The 16,465-nt window shown below is 44.2% G+C and carries 14 protein-coding genes and 1 pseudogene; 11 read left to right on the plus strand and 4 right to left on the minus strand.

Going from position 1 to position 16,465, the window contains the following annotated elements; all coding sequences use genetic code 11:
• The first annotated feature begins 55 nt into the window (after positions 1-55).
• From GOP56_RS02860 to GOP56_RS02885, 6 genes are all read left to right on the plus strand, one after another.
• Positions 56-796 (plus strand): glycerophosphodiester phosphodiesterase, encoded by a 741-nt coding sequence (locus GOP56_RS02860; RefSeq protein ID WP_163244437.1) that lies wholly within the window; start codon positions 56-58, stop codon positions 794-796.
• Positions 793-1,725: an RluA family pseudouridine synthase gene (locus tag GOP56_RS02865; RefSeq protein WP_163244438.1), complete on the plus strand. Its 933-nt coding sequence runs from the start codon at positions 793-795 to the stop codon at positions 1,723-1,725. Before GOP56_RS02860 ends, GOP56_RS02865 begins: the two co-directional genes overlap by 4 nt.
• A gap of 89 nt (positions 1,726-1,814) precedes the next feature.
• Positions 1,815-2,885 (plus strand): YheC/YheD family endospore coat-associated protein, encoded by a 1,071-nt coding sequence (locus tag GOP56_RS02870; RefSeq protein WP_163244439.1) that lies wholly within the window; start codon positions 1,815-1,817, stop codon positions 2,883-2,885.
• Between the two features lie 168 nt (positions 2,886-3,053).
• The gene (locus GOP56_RS02875) at positions 3,054-4,019 is read left to right on the plus strand and encodes a DMT family transporter (protein ID WP_163244440.1); all 966 of its coding nucleotides are present in this window, start codon (positions 3,054-3,056) and stop codon (positions 4,017-4,019) included.
• A 67-nt stretch (positions 4,020-4,086) separates the two neighbouring features.
• Positions 4,087-5,511 carry a hypothetical protein gene (locus GOP56_RS02880; protein ID WP_163246789.1) on the plus strand — a complete coding sequence of 475 codons (1,425 nt, stop codon included), beginning with the start codon at positions 4,087-4,089 and terminating at the stop codon, positions 5,509-5,511.
• Between the two features lie 116 nt (positions 5,512-5,627).
• A protein-coding gene (locus tag GOP56_RS02885; RefSeq protein ID WP_163244441.1) for an IS3 family transposase occupies positions 5,628-6,817 on the plus strand; the annotation gives its coding sequence in 2 pieces (ribosomal slippage) (positions 5,628-5,916 and positions 5,916-6,817; 1,191 coding nt in all).
• Positions 6,818-6,925: 108 nt separating this feature from the next.
• On the opposite strand, the gene GOP56_RS02890 is transcribed toward GOP56_RS02885, so the two are convergent.
• Positions 6,926-7,534 carry a nitroreductase family protein gene (locus tag GOP56_RS02890; RefSeq protein ID WP_163244442.1) on the minus strand — a complete coding sequence of 203 codons (609 nt, stop codon included), beginning with the start codon at positions 7,532-7,534 and terminating at the stop codon, positions 6,926-6,928.
• A gap of 290 nt (positions 7,535-7,824) precedes the next feature.
• Here GOP56_RS02890 and GOP56_RS02895 point away from each other — a divergent pair, with 290 nt between their 5' ends.
• From GOP56_RS02895 to GOP56_RS02910, 5 genes are all read left to right on the plus strand, one after another.
• Positions 7,825-8,088, plus strand: a complete 264-nt coding sequence (locus GOP56_RS02895; protein WP_163244443.1) for a hypothetical protein — start codon at positions 7,825-7,827, stop codon at positions 8,086-8,088.
• Between the two features lie 376 nt (positions 8,089-8,464).
• Positions 8,465-8,707, plus strand: coding sequence for a hypothetical protein (locus GOP56_RS02900; RefSeq protein ID WP_101668075.1), 243 nt, complete (start codon positions 8,465-8,467; stop codon positions 8,705-8,707).
• Positions 8,708-8,850: 143 nt separating this feature from the next.
• Entirely contained in the window at positions 8,851-8,991 is a 141-nt protein-coding gene (locus GOP56_RS23270) for a hypothetical protein (protein WP_003338653.1), read from the plus strand.
• A gap of 30 nt (positions 8,992-9,021) precedes the next feature.
• Entirely contained in the window at positions 9,022-9,411 is a 390-nt protein-coding gene (gene kapB / locus GOP56_RS02905; RefSeq protein ID WP_096887547.1) for a kinase-associated lipoprotein KapB, read from the plus strand.
• Between the two features lie 95 nt (positions 9,412-9,506).
• Positions 9,507-10,367, plus strand: a complete 861-nt coding sequence (locus GOP56_RS02910) for a spore coat protein (protein WP_163244444.1) — start codon at positions 9,507-9,509, stop codon at positions 10,365-10,367.
• 324 nt (positions 10,368-10,691) lie between these two features.
• Here the strand turns inward: GOP56_RS02910 and GOP56_RS02915 are convergent.
• The 3 genes and pseudogenes from GOP56_RS02915 to GOP56_RS02925 form a co-directional block, all read right to left on the minus strand.
• Positions 10,692-11,096 (minus strand): annotated as a pseudogene (locus GOP56_RS02915) (CatB-related O-acetyltransferase); the annotation flags it as partial.
• Positions 11,097-11,536: 440 nt separating this feature from the next.
• On the minus strand, positions 11,537-15,370 hold the full coding sequence (locus GOP56_RS02920; RefSeq protein WP_163244446.1) for an NTTRR-F1 domain: 3,834 nt from the start codon (positions 15,368-15,370) through the stop codon (positions 11,537-11,539).
• 567 nt (positions 15,371-15,937) lie between these two features.
• Positions 15,938-16,384 (minus strand): MarR family winged helix-turn-helix transcriptional regulator, encoded by a 447-nt coding sequence (locus GOP56_RS02925; RefSeq protein ID WP_096887544.1) that lies wholly within the window; start codon positions 16,382-16,384, stop codon positions 15,938-15,940.
• Between the last annotated feature and the right edge of the window lie 81 nt (positions 16,385-16,465).

A 16,465-nucleotide genomic window follows, 5' to 3' on the forward strand; every position in this document is an offset into this window, starting at 1 on the left:
GCTCATAACTATAAGCAATGAGGGAAAACTGGAGTTCTTTCAAGGAGGGTTGAGCTTGCGAAGCAATGTATGCATCGCGCACCGGGGTTGGTCAGGAGTTGCTCCAGAAAATACTTTGGCGTCTATCCGAATGGCACTTGAACACCCAAACATAGATGGGATTGAATTTGATGTTCAACTGACAAAGGACCAAATTCCTGTGGTTATTCACGACTATTCGTTGGGACGTACCACGAATGGAACTGGATGGGTCAAGGATCATACGTTTGCAGAGTTGCGTTCTCTCGATGCAGGCGGTTGGTTCAACAAGCAATTTGTCGGCGAGACGATTCCTTCCTTGGAAGAAGTGCTCATTGCCAATCGTGAGAAAAAATGGCTTAATATGGAGCTAAAGCAGATGGTGGCAAGCAAGGAGCAGGTGCTGGAAGAAAAAGTGATCCGTTTAATCGAACAGTATGATATGGAAGAGCATGTGATCATTACATCATTTCAACATCAGAGCGTCTATCACGTAAAAAGATTGGCTCCACGATTGCAGGTGGGACCATTGATTTATGGAATGCCACTTTTATTACACGAACAAGCCCAGCATATCGGGGCCGACGTGTTATCGCTCGCGTATCCTTATCTGACCCAAGAGATTGCGGACCAAGCGAGGGATTGGGGATTTCATATCATAGCTTGGACGATAGATGATCCAGAACATATGCGACAGGTAGCTGAATTTGGATCGCATGTGCACATCTGCACCAATCATCCCGATAGATGGTTTTCAAAGAAAGGAAGTACGGCATGATTTCAATGAAAAGAGAGGGAGAGTGGCTTCTTGGCACGCTAGGCGAACAAGAGGCTGCTCTTTCTTTTGGAGACTTGCTTCGAAAAAGATGGGGATTTCCCAAAAAAACAGCGCACCTTTTATTTCAAAACAAAGAGATTCTGGTCAATGGCCAACCAGCAACCCAAGTCCAAAAAACAGAAAGCGGACAACATATTGCGATCCGCGTTTGTCAGGAAGAGGAACTGGGATTAGAGCCAGTCAAAGGTTATTTACAAATTGTCTATGAAGACGATCATATCTTGATTGTTGATAAACCAGCGGGCTTGCTTTTACATCCTACCGAGCCTACTCACCATGAGACATTAGATCATTGGGTGGCCGGCTATTTTCAAGAACAGAACATAAAGAACAAGGTTCGACATATTCATCGTTTGGATCAAGATACATCTGGACTCGTGATGTATGCGAAACATCCACTCGCAGGAGCTATGCTTGCTGAGAGATTGGAAAGACGAGATATTTCTCGCCAGTACATCGCTTTTGTGGAAGGAATCATGCAGGAAGAACAAGGTAAAATAGATGCGCCTATAGGAAAAGATCGTCATCATGCAACGAGAAGACGTGTTTCGCCTCAAGGTGACCGAGCTATTACGCATTTTCATGTGATTGAACGCTATCGTGATACGACACAAGTATCCTGTCGTCTTGAAACAGGACGGACTCATCAGATTCGTGTTCATTTCGCTTATTTGGGCTATCCATTGCTCGGGGATATTTTGTATGGGGCTAGAAAAAATCAAGCACTGCAAAATAGACAAGCATTACATGCAACGAAACTTCATTTTATCCACCCATTTGGGGAGCAGCATGTGGAGGTCACAGCAAAGCTGCCACAGGATTTACAAGAGCTTAAGACCCGATTATTAAGCAATAAAAAGTCCTTTTAAAACAAACCCTAGAGAAAAAGCCGAAAGCCAGGAAACGAATGTCCGTATAATGAATACAATGCCTAGAGATCACATGAAAGGGCGATGGTATGAAAAAAACCATCATCGGTGTGCTAACCTGGCGATCAGGACGGACGTTTGCAGAACCTGGCTATTTTAAAAAGCTATTCCAAGCATCAAAGCGATTGGGTGTAATTCTGTACCTGTTTTCCCCTCAAGATGTAGATGAAAAAGCGAAGCTAGTGCAAGGATTTTTTTGGTCCGGTGACAAAGGGTGGCTTTCTAAACGCTTTCCTTGGCCGGATGTGGTGATTGATCGCTATCGTTATCGATCTGATCAGGCTTTCAAAAAGTATCTAGATTTTCGTAAGCGAAATCACATGCATTATGCAAATAATCGACTCGCTAACAAATGGAAGGTACACCAGGTCTTGTCCGCAGAGCCTTCTATGGTAAAGTGGCTACCGGAAACCTATTTGTATACAGAAGAGAGAATAGCGAAATTGCTAGGAAGCTATTCTCTTGTGTATATAAAGCCAGTCAATGGTACGGGTGGCAGAGGGATCGTAAAGGTGGAACGTGTAGGGAATCATTATGAGCTATTGGGAAGAAATGATCAGCGAAAGAAAATCAAAGCTACATGTAAAACACTCATGAAAACAACCAAATGGCTGGATACATGGAAAAGGAAGGATAAATGGATTGTACAGCAAGGCTTGCACATAGACCTGCTACCTGCAAGATCAGTTGATGTCCGTTTACTCATTCAGAAGGAAGAAACAGGTGTCTGGGATGTGACTGGAATGGGTGTTCGGATTGGCCCAATTCATTCAGCTACCTCTAATCTGCATGGTGGGGGACAGGCAAAAGAGTTAGCTTCGTTTTTGGAATCGTTATTTGGAGCAGAAAGAGCACAGATGATTAAAAAAGAGTGTCATCAATTAGCAAAACGGACTGCTCTCACAGTCGAACGGCATTTTGGCCGGATGCTGGAGCTTGCCCTTGATATTGGCATCGATGTAAATGGACTTATTTGGCTGATCGAGGTAAATCCTAAGCCTGGCCGGGAAATTTTCCGGGAATTAGGACAAATGAAAACCTACCAGCAAGCGATTGAACGTCCCATTCAATATGCAAAGTATTTGGCTTCACAACAATAGCACAGCTTTGGTGGCACGAGTTACCTCGAATATAACGGAAATACAAATATTCAGGCGCCCGAGTTCTAAGGAATAGACCGGCTACCGCCTGCTTTTTTTCGTTTCGAGGATGGACAAGGAATACTACATGTTATAAAAGCTGACAGGAGTAGAAGGAGAAACGAATGTATGAAAGCTGAAAAATTCTTTACACATCCCGCGGGTATTGCTGTTGCTGCCACAGTCACTACCTTTTTATGGGGAAGTTCTTTCCCGTTTATTAAAAAAAGCTATGAGCATTTACAGATCGCAAAGTCAGATATCTTTGAACAGATGCTTTTTGCTGGCTATCGTTTTGTGCTGGCTGCCCTTGGAATCTTATTGGTGATGTTTTTGCTTCGTAAACAGTTAGCGTATCAAACAGGCTCCTTGAAGCGATTGGTAAGGGTCGGAGCTTTTCAAACATTTTTGCAATATATCTTTTTTTATATTGGCCTTAGCTATAGTTCAGGGATTCAAGGCTCCATTATTGCAGGAACTACTTCCTTTTTTCAGATTATCCTAGCTCATTTTATGTATAAAAATGATTCATTAAGTATTCGAAAATGTGTGGGATTAGCGATTGGATTTCTAGGTGTTATTATTGTTAATTTACCGAGTGGAGGTTCAATGGCAATCACATTTGGAATAGGAGAGATTTGTTTATTGGCTGCTATGTTTTGTGGTGGGTTGGGAAATATTTTATCAAAGCAGGAAGCAGCTCATCTCGATATTCTATATTTGACCTCGTATCAAATGCTACTAGGGGGATTAGGTTTACTTGCAGTTGGAGCTAGTCAGGTAGGGATAATGCCTTTTCAGTTTGATTGGGACACCAGCCTGATGTTGCTCTATTTGGCATTTATTTCAGGTGCTGGTTTTGTATTATGGAACAACATCATGAAGTACAACAAAGTAGGGAATGTTTCCATGTATTTATTTTTGATTCCCGTGTTTGGGGTTCTTCTTTCCTCCGTTATGCTACAAGAAGCCATTCATCTCGTGGTATTAGTTGCTCTGGTTTGTGTAGCTGGGGGCATTATCATTGTTAATAAACAACGGTCCACAACATCAGCTACAGATCCTGTAGAAAAAGCTGGAAAACCATTGAAATAAAGATATGTGCATTCACCCACCCTCTCCTTTAGGCATATGGTACAAAAGGGGAGGGGTGTTGGAACTGATGCAGGTTGAGTTTGGATGGCTTCATTGGATATACGTTTTTTTTATCCTGCTCATTATTTTGCTAATGGTGCTGAGGAGAGACACAAGTCTTATCAGTATAGTAGGGATTGCTGTATTGGGTTTTGTGGCAAGTGGCTCCTTGTATACAGCAGTAGAGGGAATCTTTAATAGCTTCATTTATGCTATCAATGAGTTATTACCTACCATTCTCATTATTTGCGTAATTGTTGCCATGACCCTAGTATTATCAGCTTCTGGAGTAAATGAAACAATGATTACACCTATGACGTATTTTATCAAGGCACCAGGCCCAGCTTACTGGATCATTGGGGTTTTTATGATGGTGATCTCATGGTTTTTCTGGCCATCACCAGCAGTGGCTTTAATTGGTGCTGTTGTGCTCCCTGTTGCTGTTCGAATAGGGTTACCAGCAATAGGCGTTGCCATAGCGATGAATTTATTTGGTCATGGGATAGCATTATCTAGTGATTTTATTATTCAAGGCGCACCCACCCTTACTGCAGGAGCTGCTGGGATAGCAGTGGAGGATGTCATACGTGCAAGCGTCCCTTTAATCATGGTCATGGGACTTGTTTCAACAAGTGTTGCGTTTTTTTTATTACGTCGAGATATGAAAAAAGGAAAATTGCAAGCCGATTCAGGCTTGTTACCAAATAAAGCTTTTGTGGAGGAAAAAGGGGAAATAAGGGAGGATGCTTCAACAGATATTCCCTTGCTTTCAAAGCCAGTGCGTATTGCTTTTTCTATTTTAGTTCCCGCCTTGTTTGCCTTAGATGTTCTAGCTATGTGGCTTTTTGATCTAAGGGGAGGGGATGCAACAGCTTTAGTTGGTGGCACAGCCATGTCAATTATGTTGCTTGTCACTATGTCTATGCACAAAAAAAGGGGCTTGGAAAAGACTACAGAGTATCTCATCCAAGGGTTTCAATTCGGCTTCAAAGTGTTTGGGCCTGTTATTCCAATAGCAGCCTTTTTTTACATGGGAGATAGTGGTTTTATCAAGGTATTTGGTGAAATTTTACCTGTTCATTCTCAGGGAATAGTGAATGATCTTGGGGTTGCTTTGGCTCAGACCATTCCGTTAACCAAGGAAGTAGCAGCAGCGACTGTTGCGGGAGTCGGAATAATAACTGGTTTAGATGGCTCAGGATTCTCTGGTATTAGTTTGACTGGGTCGGTGTCCCATCTTTTTGCTTCTTCGATGTATGATGGTGTTGCCACTCTTACGGCTTTAGGTCAGGTTGCAGCCATATGGGTTGGTGGTGGTACTCTAGTTCCTTGGGCGTTAATCCCAGCGGCAGCGATTTGTGGTGTCAGTCCGTTTGAGTTAGCGAGGCGCAACTTGATCCCAGTTTTAATCGGACTAGGTGCGACAACAATCGTTGCTGTTCTTCTACTTTGAGAGAAAAGACCAGAGAGGCGTGAAGAGATACTTGGTATTATCCCCTTTGAGTAGACAGTGTAAAAAGCCCGCCCACCTGACGGTGGGTGGTACACTCTACTTGGAGGGGATTTCCTATGGCTAAAAAAGGTCAAAAATTCAAACGTTATTCCGAGGAGTTTAAGCTGAAGGCTGTAAATTTGTATCAAGAAAAAGGGATGTCTTATAAAGCGATAACTAAAGCATTAGGAATACCAAGTTCAACTCAGGTTAAGCAGTGGGTTCGAAAGTTCAATAGCGGAGAAGGGGTTATGGATAAACGAGGGAAGAGCCGTTCTGGTGACCACCCTTTTATTGGTCGTCCACGCACCAAATTTGCTACTGTGGAAGAAGAAAGAGATTATCTTAAAGCGCAGGTAGAATACCTAAAAAAGCGCAATCCGAATCTGCATCTGGGGGGAAGGTATGGAAAGTAAATCGGTTTTTAATCATAAATGAGCTACGTAAAAAATATCCCCTTACTTGGTTAGTGGAAATTGCGAGAGTGTCTCGATCCGGTTACTACAAATGGCTCAACGCAAAAGGAAAACCATCATTGAGACAAGAGCAGAATCAAAATCTGAAGGAACATCTAATAGCGATCCACCAAGCTCATCCATACTTCGGATATCCAAGAATGCAAATTGCATTAAGAAAGAAAGGATGGAATGTGAATCACAAACGAGTATACCGGTTGATGAAGGAGCTAAACCTTCGGTCTATTATCCGAAAGAAGAGACGTTATTTTGGTAAAACAGTATCTGTTATTCATCCTAATTTACTTAACCGTAAGTTTAAAACGGACAAGCCAAATCACTTGTTTGTAACAGATATCACCTTTGTATCGTTTCAAAATCGATTTTACTATCTCTCAGTCATCCAGGATCTCTATAACAACGAAGTTGTTAGTTGGAAGATTTCTCATCGAAATGACTTACAGCTCGTATTGGATACTGTGGAACAACTGAGCAAAAAAAGAGACGTGCAGGAAGCGATCCTGCATTCTGATCAGGGTTTCCAGTACACGTCTAAGCAGTACAATAAGCTAATAAAGGAACTTGGCATAAAAGGCAGCCACTCTCGCAAAGGAAACTGCCTCGATAACGCCTGCATTGAATCCTTTTTTTCGCATCTCAAAACCGAGACATTGTACTTTTCTGAGTGTAAAACAGAAGAAGAACTCTTTCAAGCCATAAAAAAATACATATGGTTTTATAACCATGAACGATTCCAGAAAAAATTAAACCAGTGTGCTCCGGTGGAATACCGAAACACACTGGCTGCTTAGGCTTTTTTAATACTGTCTACTTGACAGGGGTAAGACCAACTCTGGTCTTTTTGAGTTACCGGATGGTTTTTCGCTAGATGGGCTTCCATATATTTCATTTTCATATGATTAGGAAAATGGATCTCCAAATCTGCGTTCAAAAATGGTTTCGTCTAATTCTCGTCTAGAATTAGGCATCTCACGTTCTTGAAAGGCTTCTGATAAGGCTTCTTTTTCTCCCTGATAACCAATCGCGATAACGACTTCAATCTCGTATTCATCTGGAATCTTCAGTAGCTCACGGGCTTTGTCAGGATAGAAGCCACCCATTGCGTGAGTGACCAGACCCTGACGAACACATTCTAGTGCTAAATATCCCCATGATGTGCCTGCATCAAAGGAATGAGAGCGAAGCGGTTCATTGCGTGAGGAAAGCTTGCGAGATAAGAGAAGGGCAAGCACAGGAGCCTTGTCACACCAAGCGGTATTACCAGACATAATAAATTCCAGAAAGGTAGCCCGATCTTCTGGTGAGCATGCCAAAATATATCGCCAAGGCTGTTCATTACTGCCTGATGGAGCCCAACGTGCCGCTTCAAATATGCGATATAATTTTTCAGATTCGACAGGCTTTTCCGCAAATGAGCGTGGAGACCAGCGATTTAAATAAATAGGATCAATCGCATGCTGACTTTTGCGATGAAGTTGTCCCCATGTAGATTTTTCACTATGTTTCATTTGATTTGCCCTCCTTTTTGGTTGAAGCAAAAAATGTTTGGCTGAATTTTCTGTTATTTTCGCTTGATGTAAGTATAGCAATGCAAATCCTTTTTGGCACTTCTAAAACTGTTTAAGGGGAAAGTTATGCCTTTTAGGGTATCCATTATCGTAACGCATCTATCAAGAGGCTACTGATTTTTGTTTACATAATAAAATTATAAGCAACCATTTCCTACATGATTTCCACATTTCCTCCATACTCCTGCTTTATGTACTCGCTAAGATAACGATAGAAAGGCGGGAAGAGTATGCAAGAATTAAAAGCAGCACGCTTAGAAATCTGTGCTATGTTAAATCAGTGTCAGTCTTGCAATTTGCCTCTGCTTCATCGCCGTCCTGGTCAAAAAAAGCGGAACAATCAGTTCTGTGCTACCCATTGTAGTTTTTACAGGGAAATTCAGATGAAGCGACGTAGTATGGAGCGTTTGCAAATACAACGGAGAGTACAGCTTGGAGTGCCACGCACAGGGACAATGGAACCAGACGAGGAACGTGTTTTCGTTCTTAGTTAAAATAACATAGACAGTTTTACTTGCTTTCAGTTGAACATAGTGAAAAAAAGTCGACAAAAGCCCACAAAAAGCACATCAAATGTATCTTAGCTTGATTTATGTATTTGTAGGATGACTAAACAAATAGGAGATACGTTAAGAGAGAGTAAGCTTTATGTAAATGAGAGAACCGAACGCTAGTAAGGGTTGTTATTCTTTGCTTCACAATGTTTTGTGAGAGTAAACAATAGCAGCCCTTCTTTCATGCATAAAAATAAACGCTTGTCTATTCTTGTAGAAAATGTGCAAATAAATTAACTTGTACAAGCGACTGTTTCACTCTATCCTATAGATAAGAATTTAAAATCGGAACTGGAAGCAAGAGGAGGTAACCTATATGTCAAAAGATTTACTTGAAATGCTAGAGGAGCTACATGAAGATAAACAAAGATATGTACATTATTTAGAACAAAGTGAAAAATCTCTCTCGCAACTTATCATGACAAAGGGAGACGCTCATTGCGCAGACACTCTTAATCTTCTGCAAGCCACCGAATCGGAAGTAGAAACCTTACAAAAATTAATTTCTTATATTGACTTTAAGATAAAACTTTTACGAGTAAAAGAATACGCTTCCTAGGAACCTCATCGCCCCAGATGGGGTTCCTTTTTCATAATAATAGATATGATTTTTTACATAAAAAGTTGTCATCTGTTCGTATCCTACCTGCATCTGCTACAATAGGAGCATCAGCTATAAAACGATGACGGAGGGAAATACACATGTCACAAAACCAGGATCAACAACCACAAAATCATACAGAGCCTAGAGTAAATAAGGAAGCTAAGGTTGTCATTATTACTTTTATTGGGTTAATGGTCATTTGTGTGTTTATTATTGGCTGGTTTATGTTTCTCCGCTAGGATACAAACGAAGAAAGCAGGTGTAGTAATATGTCAGAACGATCTCTACAACTAGGTGATATCGTTACAGTAAGACATCGAACAGGCGAATATATTAGTGAGATTATAGAACTGACGCCAAGTAAAGCGTTAGTCAAAACATTAGCAGTGCTCACACACCCTACACAAGGTGATTTACATAATTTATATGAAACGAATGTACCTTTGTTTCATCAGCGCAAAGCAATGGCTTATCTTGAAAAGGTATATGTTCCTACAGCCGTTTTGCAACCCTATTCAGGAGAAGGTGTGCCATCCTATCCCGACTCTTTACAGCAGGCATTGCAAAAGCTAGAAGAGCAATTGCGTGAGCGCGGCGATGAGTATGCTAACCTTGCGCTACATCAATTAACTCAGCTTCGTGAGGAATATTTTTCATAAAAGGCAACCCTCTTTGGTCATAAAACACGGAAAAACAGGGAATCCTAATTAGGGATATAACTCTGATTTCTATCAAACCAAGGGGGTTTTCATGTATGGCAGCAGGATTAGGTGCACATGAGGTGCTAGATTTACATGAAGTCTTAGATGGCATGATTAACACTGGCAACAATATGCAAATGTATCGTTCGTATGTGAAAGATCCGCAATTAATGAGTATATTGGAGAATCAACTGCAATTTCATTTGCAATCCTACAACATGCTCATTTCTATTTTGCAACAGACAAATTATCAGAAACCCATCCAAGAGCGTCATTTGAAAATTTTGGGATATTCACAACCTACATATGGTTTGCGTCAACCTACTCCGTTAGCTCCTTCTACTTCTCCACAGGAAATAGATGATCGCGATATTGCTAGTTGCATGTTGGGATTACATAAATCTGCGGCGACTATTAAAATGACGGCGACATTGGAATGTGCAGACCCAACGTTGCGACGGGCACTATCACAAGCTGCTGTTAATTGTGCAGATATGGCATATGAAGTGTGGCAGTACATGAACCAGAGAGGCTATTATCAGGTGGCTACTTTGAAGGAAGTAACCACGCAGACCATGATTAATACATATCAGCCCACTATGAACCAATCATTTGGTCTACATTCTCCTCTTATGAATCAACCAGTTAAGCCATCTCCACAACTGGTCTCACAAGTCCAACACATGAATCAACCAAGCGCATCGATTTTACCTCAGCATACGTATGCTAATTATTCTGGGACTTCAGGAAGTGTTGATGTGCAGCACAGCAATCAAAATGTACCAAGTGGAGTAGGAAATCAAGCTATGCATGCTCAAACGCTAGATCATACCATTTCTCATGGGGAGCAACAACCATCCGCTGCTAGTATCTTTAGTAATCATGTGGGACAGGCTCCGCACACAACGGAATAACGAAGGACAGTACATCCCGATAAAAGCTACCTCCTTTTTTTAACAGGGGCTTTTACTCGGGATGTTTTTGCGAACTCGGGTATCATCGAAAGTTTGGCAATGTTCATGTTACATGTTTTGTACTATAATAGGGGAGTGTTTATATAAAAGGAGAGTTTTTAATGTCTCGGGCTGTCATAGATGCAATACTTTTTGGAATAGTTGCTCTGGTTCTCTTTGGGGCAATGGTCTACTACATTAAAAAATGGAAATGAGAAAAAACGCTAATCTTATCAGAGAAGGGATTAGCGTTTTTTGCATTTTATGAAGGTGCATTTGTGCGGCTTATTTCATATGTAGCAATGCCGTACGATCTCCATTCATAATGATATCAATGTGATTTGAGATTTTTTCAATGTCCCATTCCCACCATGCCACATCGAGCAGGGCTGCAATGATGTCGTCTGAAAATCGCTTCTTCAGCTCCTTGGAGGGATTCCCACCTACAATCGTATAAGGTTGAACGTCTTTGGTTACAACTGATTTGGCGGCAATAATTGCACCGTCTCCAATTTTCACTCCTGGCATGATACAAGCATTCATACCTATCCAAACATCGTTTCCAACCACGGTGTCTCCTTTATATGGAAGTTCTTCGATAGCTGATGTAAACTTTTCCTATCCATGCCCGAAAATGTTGAAGGGATAGGTAGAAAAGCCCTCCATCTTATGATTAGCCCCATTCATAATAATTTACTCCTTTTGGATTAGAATGAAAATGTCTAAATTTTATACAACAAAAAAACTCCTAATCCACTTTATGGATAGGAGGAGGTTGGCTAATCATGAACAGAAATAATCCACATGATAAAGGCAGAATTATTTCATCTAAAAATTAAAAAAGCCCGTACTAATCCTATCTAGAAAGTGTTTCGTATGATACGAAATTTTCATTAAAAATAGGATTAGTTGATCATTGGACTTTTGTTCACCCTTTCGAATTACATGTTCTCTACTATATTGGAGCAGAATGATCTTGTAAAGAAATGGATTCTTGAACAAATTGAAAGGAATAGTGCAGAGGGGGGAATCAAGATGCTTAGGATTCTTGATGCAAGATATAGATACATAGAACTTTTAGTTTTACTAAAAAAGAAAGGCGATATTCATCGCCTTTCTTTTTTAGATTTTTAGTTTAATTTAATAATTTTTATTATGACTCCACTTACACTGCTGCTATTGATAGTGAAAGCATTATTCAGTAAATTTCTCAGTTGCAGAGTGGAGTTAGACGGTATTGTCACAATAGCTTCTCTTGAGATTTGGATAGTACCTGTAGAGTCAGTGTTTGAAGTTACTGTGGAAGTTTTGAAACCAGGAATTTCTTTGTTATTAATTGTCAAGCCAACTTCGATATAATCTGGTTGCAATGCGCTGATTGGATTCACTGTTACAAGGAAGCAAATGGAATAGTCTCCTCCCTGAGTAACGCTGATAGTGGTTGCATCAGATTGTGAAATTCCTCCATGAGATGGACCAGTAATATCAAAAGGTATGGCTTCATTTGAAGATATTAACATAGTCTTGCTTAATTCGAAGAAACCGTAAGAAGGAGAGAACACTCCAGCTGGTCCAGTCGGTCCAGTCGGTCCAGTTGGCCCGATGTCGCCAGTCGGTCCAGTAGCGCCAGTGTCTCCGGTAGGTCCAGTAGCACCAGTAGCACCAGTTGGTCCAGTGTCGCCAATCGGTCCAGTTGGTCCAATGTCGCCAGTTGGACCAGTCGGTCCGATGTCTCCGGTAGGTCCAGTCGATCCGATGTCGCCAGTCGGTCCAGTTGGTCCAGTGTCGCCAGTCGGTCCAGTCGGTCCGATGTCTCCGGTAGGTCCAGTAGCGCCAGTGTCTCCGGTAGGTCCAGTCGGTCCGATGTCACCAGTCGGTCCAGTTGGTCCGATGTCTCCGGTAGGTCCAGTCGGTCCAGTGTCGCCAGTTGGTCCAGTTGGTCCGATGTCTCCGGTAGGTCCAGTCGGTCCGATGTCGCCAGTTGGACCAGTCGGTCCGGTGTCACCAGTCGGTCCAGTAGCGCCAGTGTCTCCGGTAGGACCAGTTGGTCCGATGTCGCCGGTAGGACCAGTTGGTCCGATGTCGCCGGTAGGACCAGTTGGTCCAATGTCGCCGGTAGGACCAGTTGGTCCGATGTCGCCAGTCGGTCCAGTCGGTCCAGTTGGTCCGATGTCTCCGGTAGGTCCAGTCGGTCCGGTGTCGCCGGTAGGTCCAGTCGGTCCGATGTCGCCAGTTGGACCAGTTGGTCCGGTGTCGCCAGTCGGTCCAGTCGGTCCGGTGTCACCAGTCGGTCCAGTAGCGCCAGTGTCTCCGGTAGGCCCAGTCGGTCCGATGTCGCCAGTCGGTCCAGTTGGTCCAGTTGGTCCAATGTCTCCGGTAGGTCCAGTCGGTCCGGTGTCTCCGGTAGGACCAGTTGGTCCAGTGTCGCCAGTTGGACCAGTCGGTCCGGTGTCACCAGTCGGTCCAGTCGGTCCGGTGTCTCCGGTAGGACCAGTTGGTCCGGTGTCTCCGGTAGGTCCAGTTGGTCCGGTGTCCCCGGTAGGTCCAGTCGGTCCGATGTCGCCAGTCGGTCCAGTGTTACCAGTCGGTCCAGTCGGTCCGGTGTCTCCGGTAGGTCCAGTTGGTCCGATGTCGCCAGTCGGTCCAGTTGGTCCAATGTCTCCGGTAGGTCCAGTCGGTCCAGTGTCACCAGTCGGTCCAGTTGGTCCAATGTCTCCGGTAGGTCCAGTCGGTCCAATGTCGCCAGTTGGACCAGTCGGTCCGATGTCTCCGGTAGGTCCAGTCGGTCCGGTGTCTCCGGTAGGTCCAGTTAGTCCGGTGTCGCCAGTCGGTCCAGTAGCGCCAGTGTCACCAGTAGGTCCAGTCGGTCCGATGTCGCCAGTTGGACCAGTCGGTCCGATGTCTCCGGTAGGTCCAGTCGGTCCGGTGTCGCCGGTAGGTCCAGTCGGTCCGATGTCGCCAGTTGGACCAGTCGGTCCGATGTCGCCAGTAGGTCCAGTCGGTCCAGTAGCGCCAGTGTCTCCGGTAGGTCCAGTCGGTCCGGTGTCTCCGGTAGGTCCAGTTGGTCCAGTGTCGCCAGTCGGTCCAGTCGGCCCGGTGTCGCCAGTCGGTCCAGTAGCGCCAGTGTCTCCGGTAGGTCCAGTCGGTCCGGTGTCTCCGGTAGGTCCAGTCGGTCCGGTGTCGCCAGTAGGTCCAGTTGGCCCGGTGTCTCCGGTAGGTCCAGTCGGTCCGATGTCGCCAGTTGGACCAGTTGGTCCGGTGTCGCCAGTCGGTCCAGTTGGTCCAGTGTCGCCAGTCGGTCCGATGTCTCCGGTAGGTCCAGTCGGTCCGATGTCGCCAGTTGGACCAGTCGGTCCGATGTCTCCGGTAGGTCCCGTTGGTCCAGTGTCGCCAGTCGGTCCAGTAGCGCCAGTGTCTCCGGTAGGTCCAGTAGCACCAGTTGGTCCAGTTGGTCCAGTGTCTCCAGTCGGACCAGTTGGTCCAATGTCGCCAGTTGGACCAGTCGGTCCGATGTCTCCGGTAGGTCCAGTCGATCCGATGTCGCCAGTCGGTCCAGTAGCGCCAGTGTCACCAGTCGGACCAGTCGGTCCGATGTCGCCAGTTGGACCAGTCGGTCCGGTGTCTCCGGTAGGTCCAGTCGGTCCGATGTCGCCAGTTGGACCAGTCGGTCCGATGTCTCCGGTAGGTCCAGTCGGTCCGGTGTCTCCGGTAGGTCCCGTTGGTCCGGTGTCTCCGGTAGGTCCAGTCGGTCCGGTGTCGCCAGTAGGTCCAGTTGGTCCGGTGTCTCCGGTAGGTCCAGTCGGTCCGATGTCGCCAGTCGGTCCAGTTGGTCCGGTGTCTCCGGTAGGTCCAGTCGGTCCGGTGTCACCAGTCGGTCCAGTCGGTCCGATGTCTCCGGTAGGTCCAGTCGGTCCGATGTCGCCAGTCGGTCCAGTCGGTCCGGTGTCGCCAGTCGGTCCAATGTCTCCGGTAGGTCCAGTCGGTCCGATGTCGCCAGTCGGACCAGTTGGTCCAGTGTCACCAGTCGGTCCAGTAGCGCCAGTGTCACCGGTAGGTCCAGTCGGTCCGATGTCTCCGGTAGGTCCAGTAGCGCCAGTGTCTCCGGTAGGTCCAGTTGGTCCGATGTCGCCAGTCGGTCCGATGTCACCGGTAGGTCCAGTAGCGCCAGTGTCACCGGTAGGTCCAGTAGCGCCAGTGTCACCGGTAGGTCCAGTAGCGCCAGTGTCACCGGTAGGTCCAGTCGGTCCGGTGTCACCAGTCGGTCCAGTAGCGCCAGTGTCACCGGTAGGTCCAGTCGGTCCGATGTCGCCAGTCGGTCCAGTCGGTCCGGTGTCGCCAGTCGGACCAGTTGGTCCAATGTCACCGGTAGGTCCAGTCGGTCCGATGTCGCCAGTTGGACCAGTCGGTCCGGTGTCGCCAGTCGGTCCAGTAGCGCCAGTGTCACCGGTAGGTCCAGTCGGTCCAGTAGCTCCGGTAGGCCCAGTAGCCCCTCCACTAACCTGTAATAATTCGATGTCATCAACAACTATATCCGCAGTAGTTAGGGTAGGAATTTTATTAATAATAAGCAAAGCTTGAGTAGCCGTTGCTGGAACAACAGTAGTGGTTTCATAAATTGTAGTCCAAATATTATCTGCGTTATCCGGAAGATGGCCTATAGGTATTGTAATATTAAGTCCAATACCAACAGGGGTAGCTGCCACATCTAAATAGAGAAGGGCAATATTTACTTGAGGACTCAATAAAGTACCTAATTTTGCAATGGATAGAAAAAATTCGAAGCTATCTCCAGGTGTTACAGGTACAGCTTGAAACAATAGACTATTTGCTGTAGTTCCAAATAATCGTGCACTAAAAAAACCGGAATGACTTTGTAGATTAGTAATTGCTACATTTGTAAAGCTCCACGGGATCAAGGTTCCCGTTTCAAAATCACCATTTACAATTTTGTTACTAAAGGGCAACTAAACCACCACTTTCATGAAAAAGGTTTTGGTGCTAGTACATCGTATGTTGCCCATTCTATTAAGGGAACGGTAAGTATCATTAGATCGAACCCCAATTTTGAAAGAATTGCCTAGAGTAATAGATTATATAAAAATCACATAAAGAAGATTAAAAAGCTTACTCACATAAAAGCGTACAGATGTAAAAAAGCAGAGATAATAAAAGACCGTATATTAGCAAAATAATTTTATAACTAGTTCTTACAAATAACGTTTCTTTCCTGAATATTGAGCTCCATGGAAAAGCAGAGGAGAGATGAATAAAAACAATCCATATAATTAAGGAAGCAAAAAATAATAGATGAATGGGAGGGATTAAACTAAATCGGGCTTGATAAAAGTAGCAGGGGGAAGAATTCATCCTTTCAAAAATGCACTTTTGACTCCTAATTTGCAACGAATAAAAAAGAAGCCTGATAAAAATAATAGAGGATTTTATCGATAATAAAATGGTTTTAATTTATAACTTCCATATGAAAATGAGATAATACCGGCGTAGCTGATACTACGCTGGTATTATCTAAATTAATGTACTCCCGTTTTAAGGCTGTTTAGCTGCGTATGTAAGGATTTTAACAATCTAAGTAAGGTATCCACATCTTCAGGGTCCATGCTTTGTAAAGCCGTTTCCATAACATGATGAGCAGAAGAGTGATTATTGATCGTTTGAGATAACTTGTGTCCTTCAGGTGTCAACGACAAAATAGTTTCGCGTCTATCTTGAGAAGGTTCTCTGGTAAGATATCCAAGCGTTACTAGTCCATCTATAGAAATACTCAGAGTGCTTTTAGCTGTTAACAAGCGATCTGTTAATTGTTTCAATGTTTTTAACTCTGGATGGAAGCGTATGACATGTAAAATAGCTAACTGTTGCAAGGTAAGGCCAGCATCGGCAGCATCTAGCTGGGTCAATTTAGATGTGATCCTATTGATAGCCCAAAATGATTGCAGAAACGCAAGGGATTGTTTCATTTCTACCCTCCTATTATTCACTTTTAACACCTTTGATTTCTGATAAATAGTTTAAGTTTGAATTATTGAATATCGAACGAT

The sequence above is a fragment of the Brevibacillus sp. 7WMA2 genome, assembly GCF_010748895.1.
GTDB classification, from domain to species: domain Bacteria; phylum Bacillota; class Bacilli; order Brevibacillales; family Brevibacillaceae; genus Brevibacillus_B; species Brevibacillus_B halotolerans.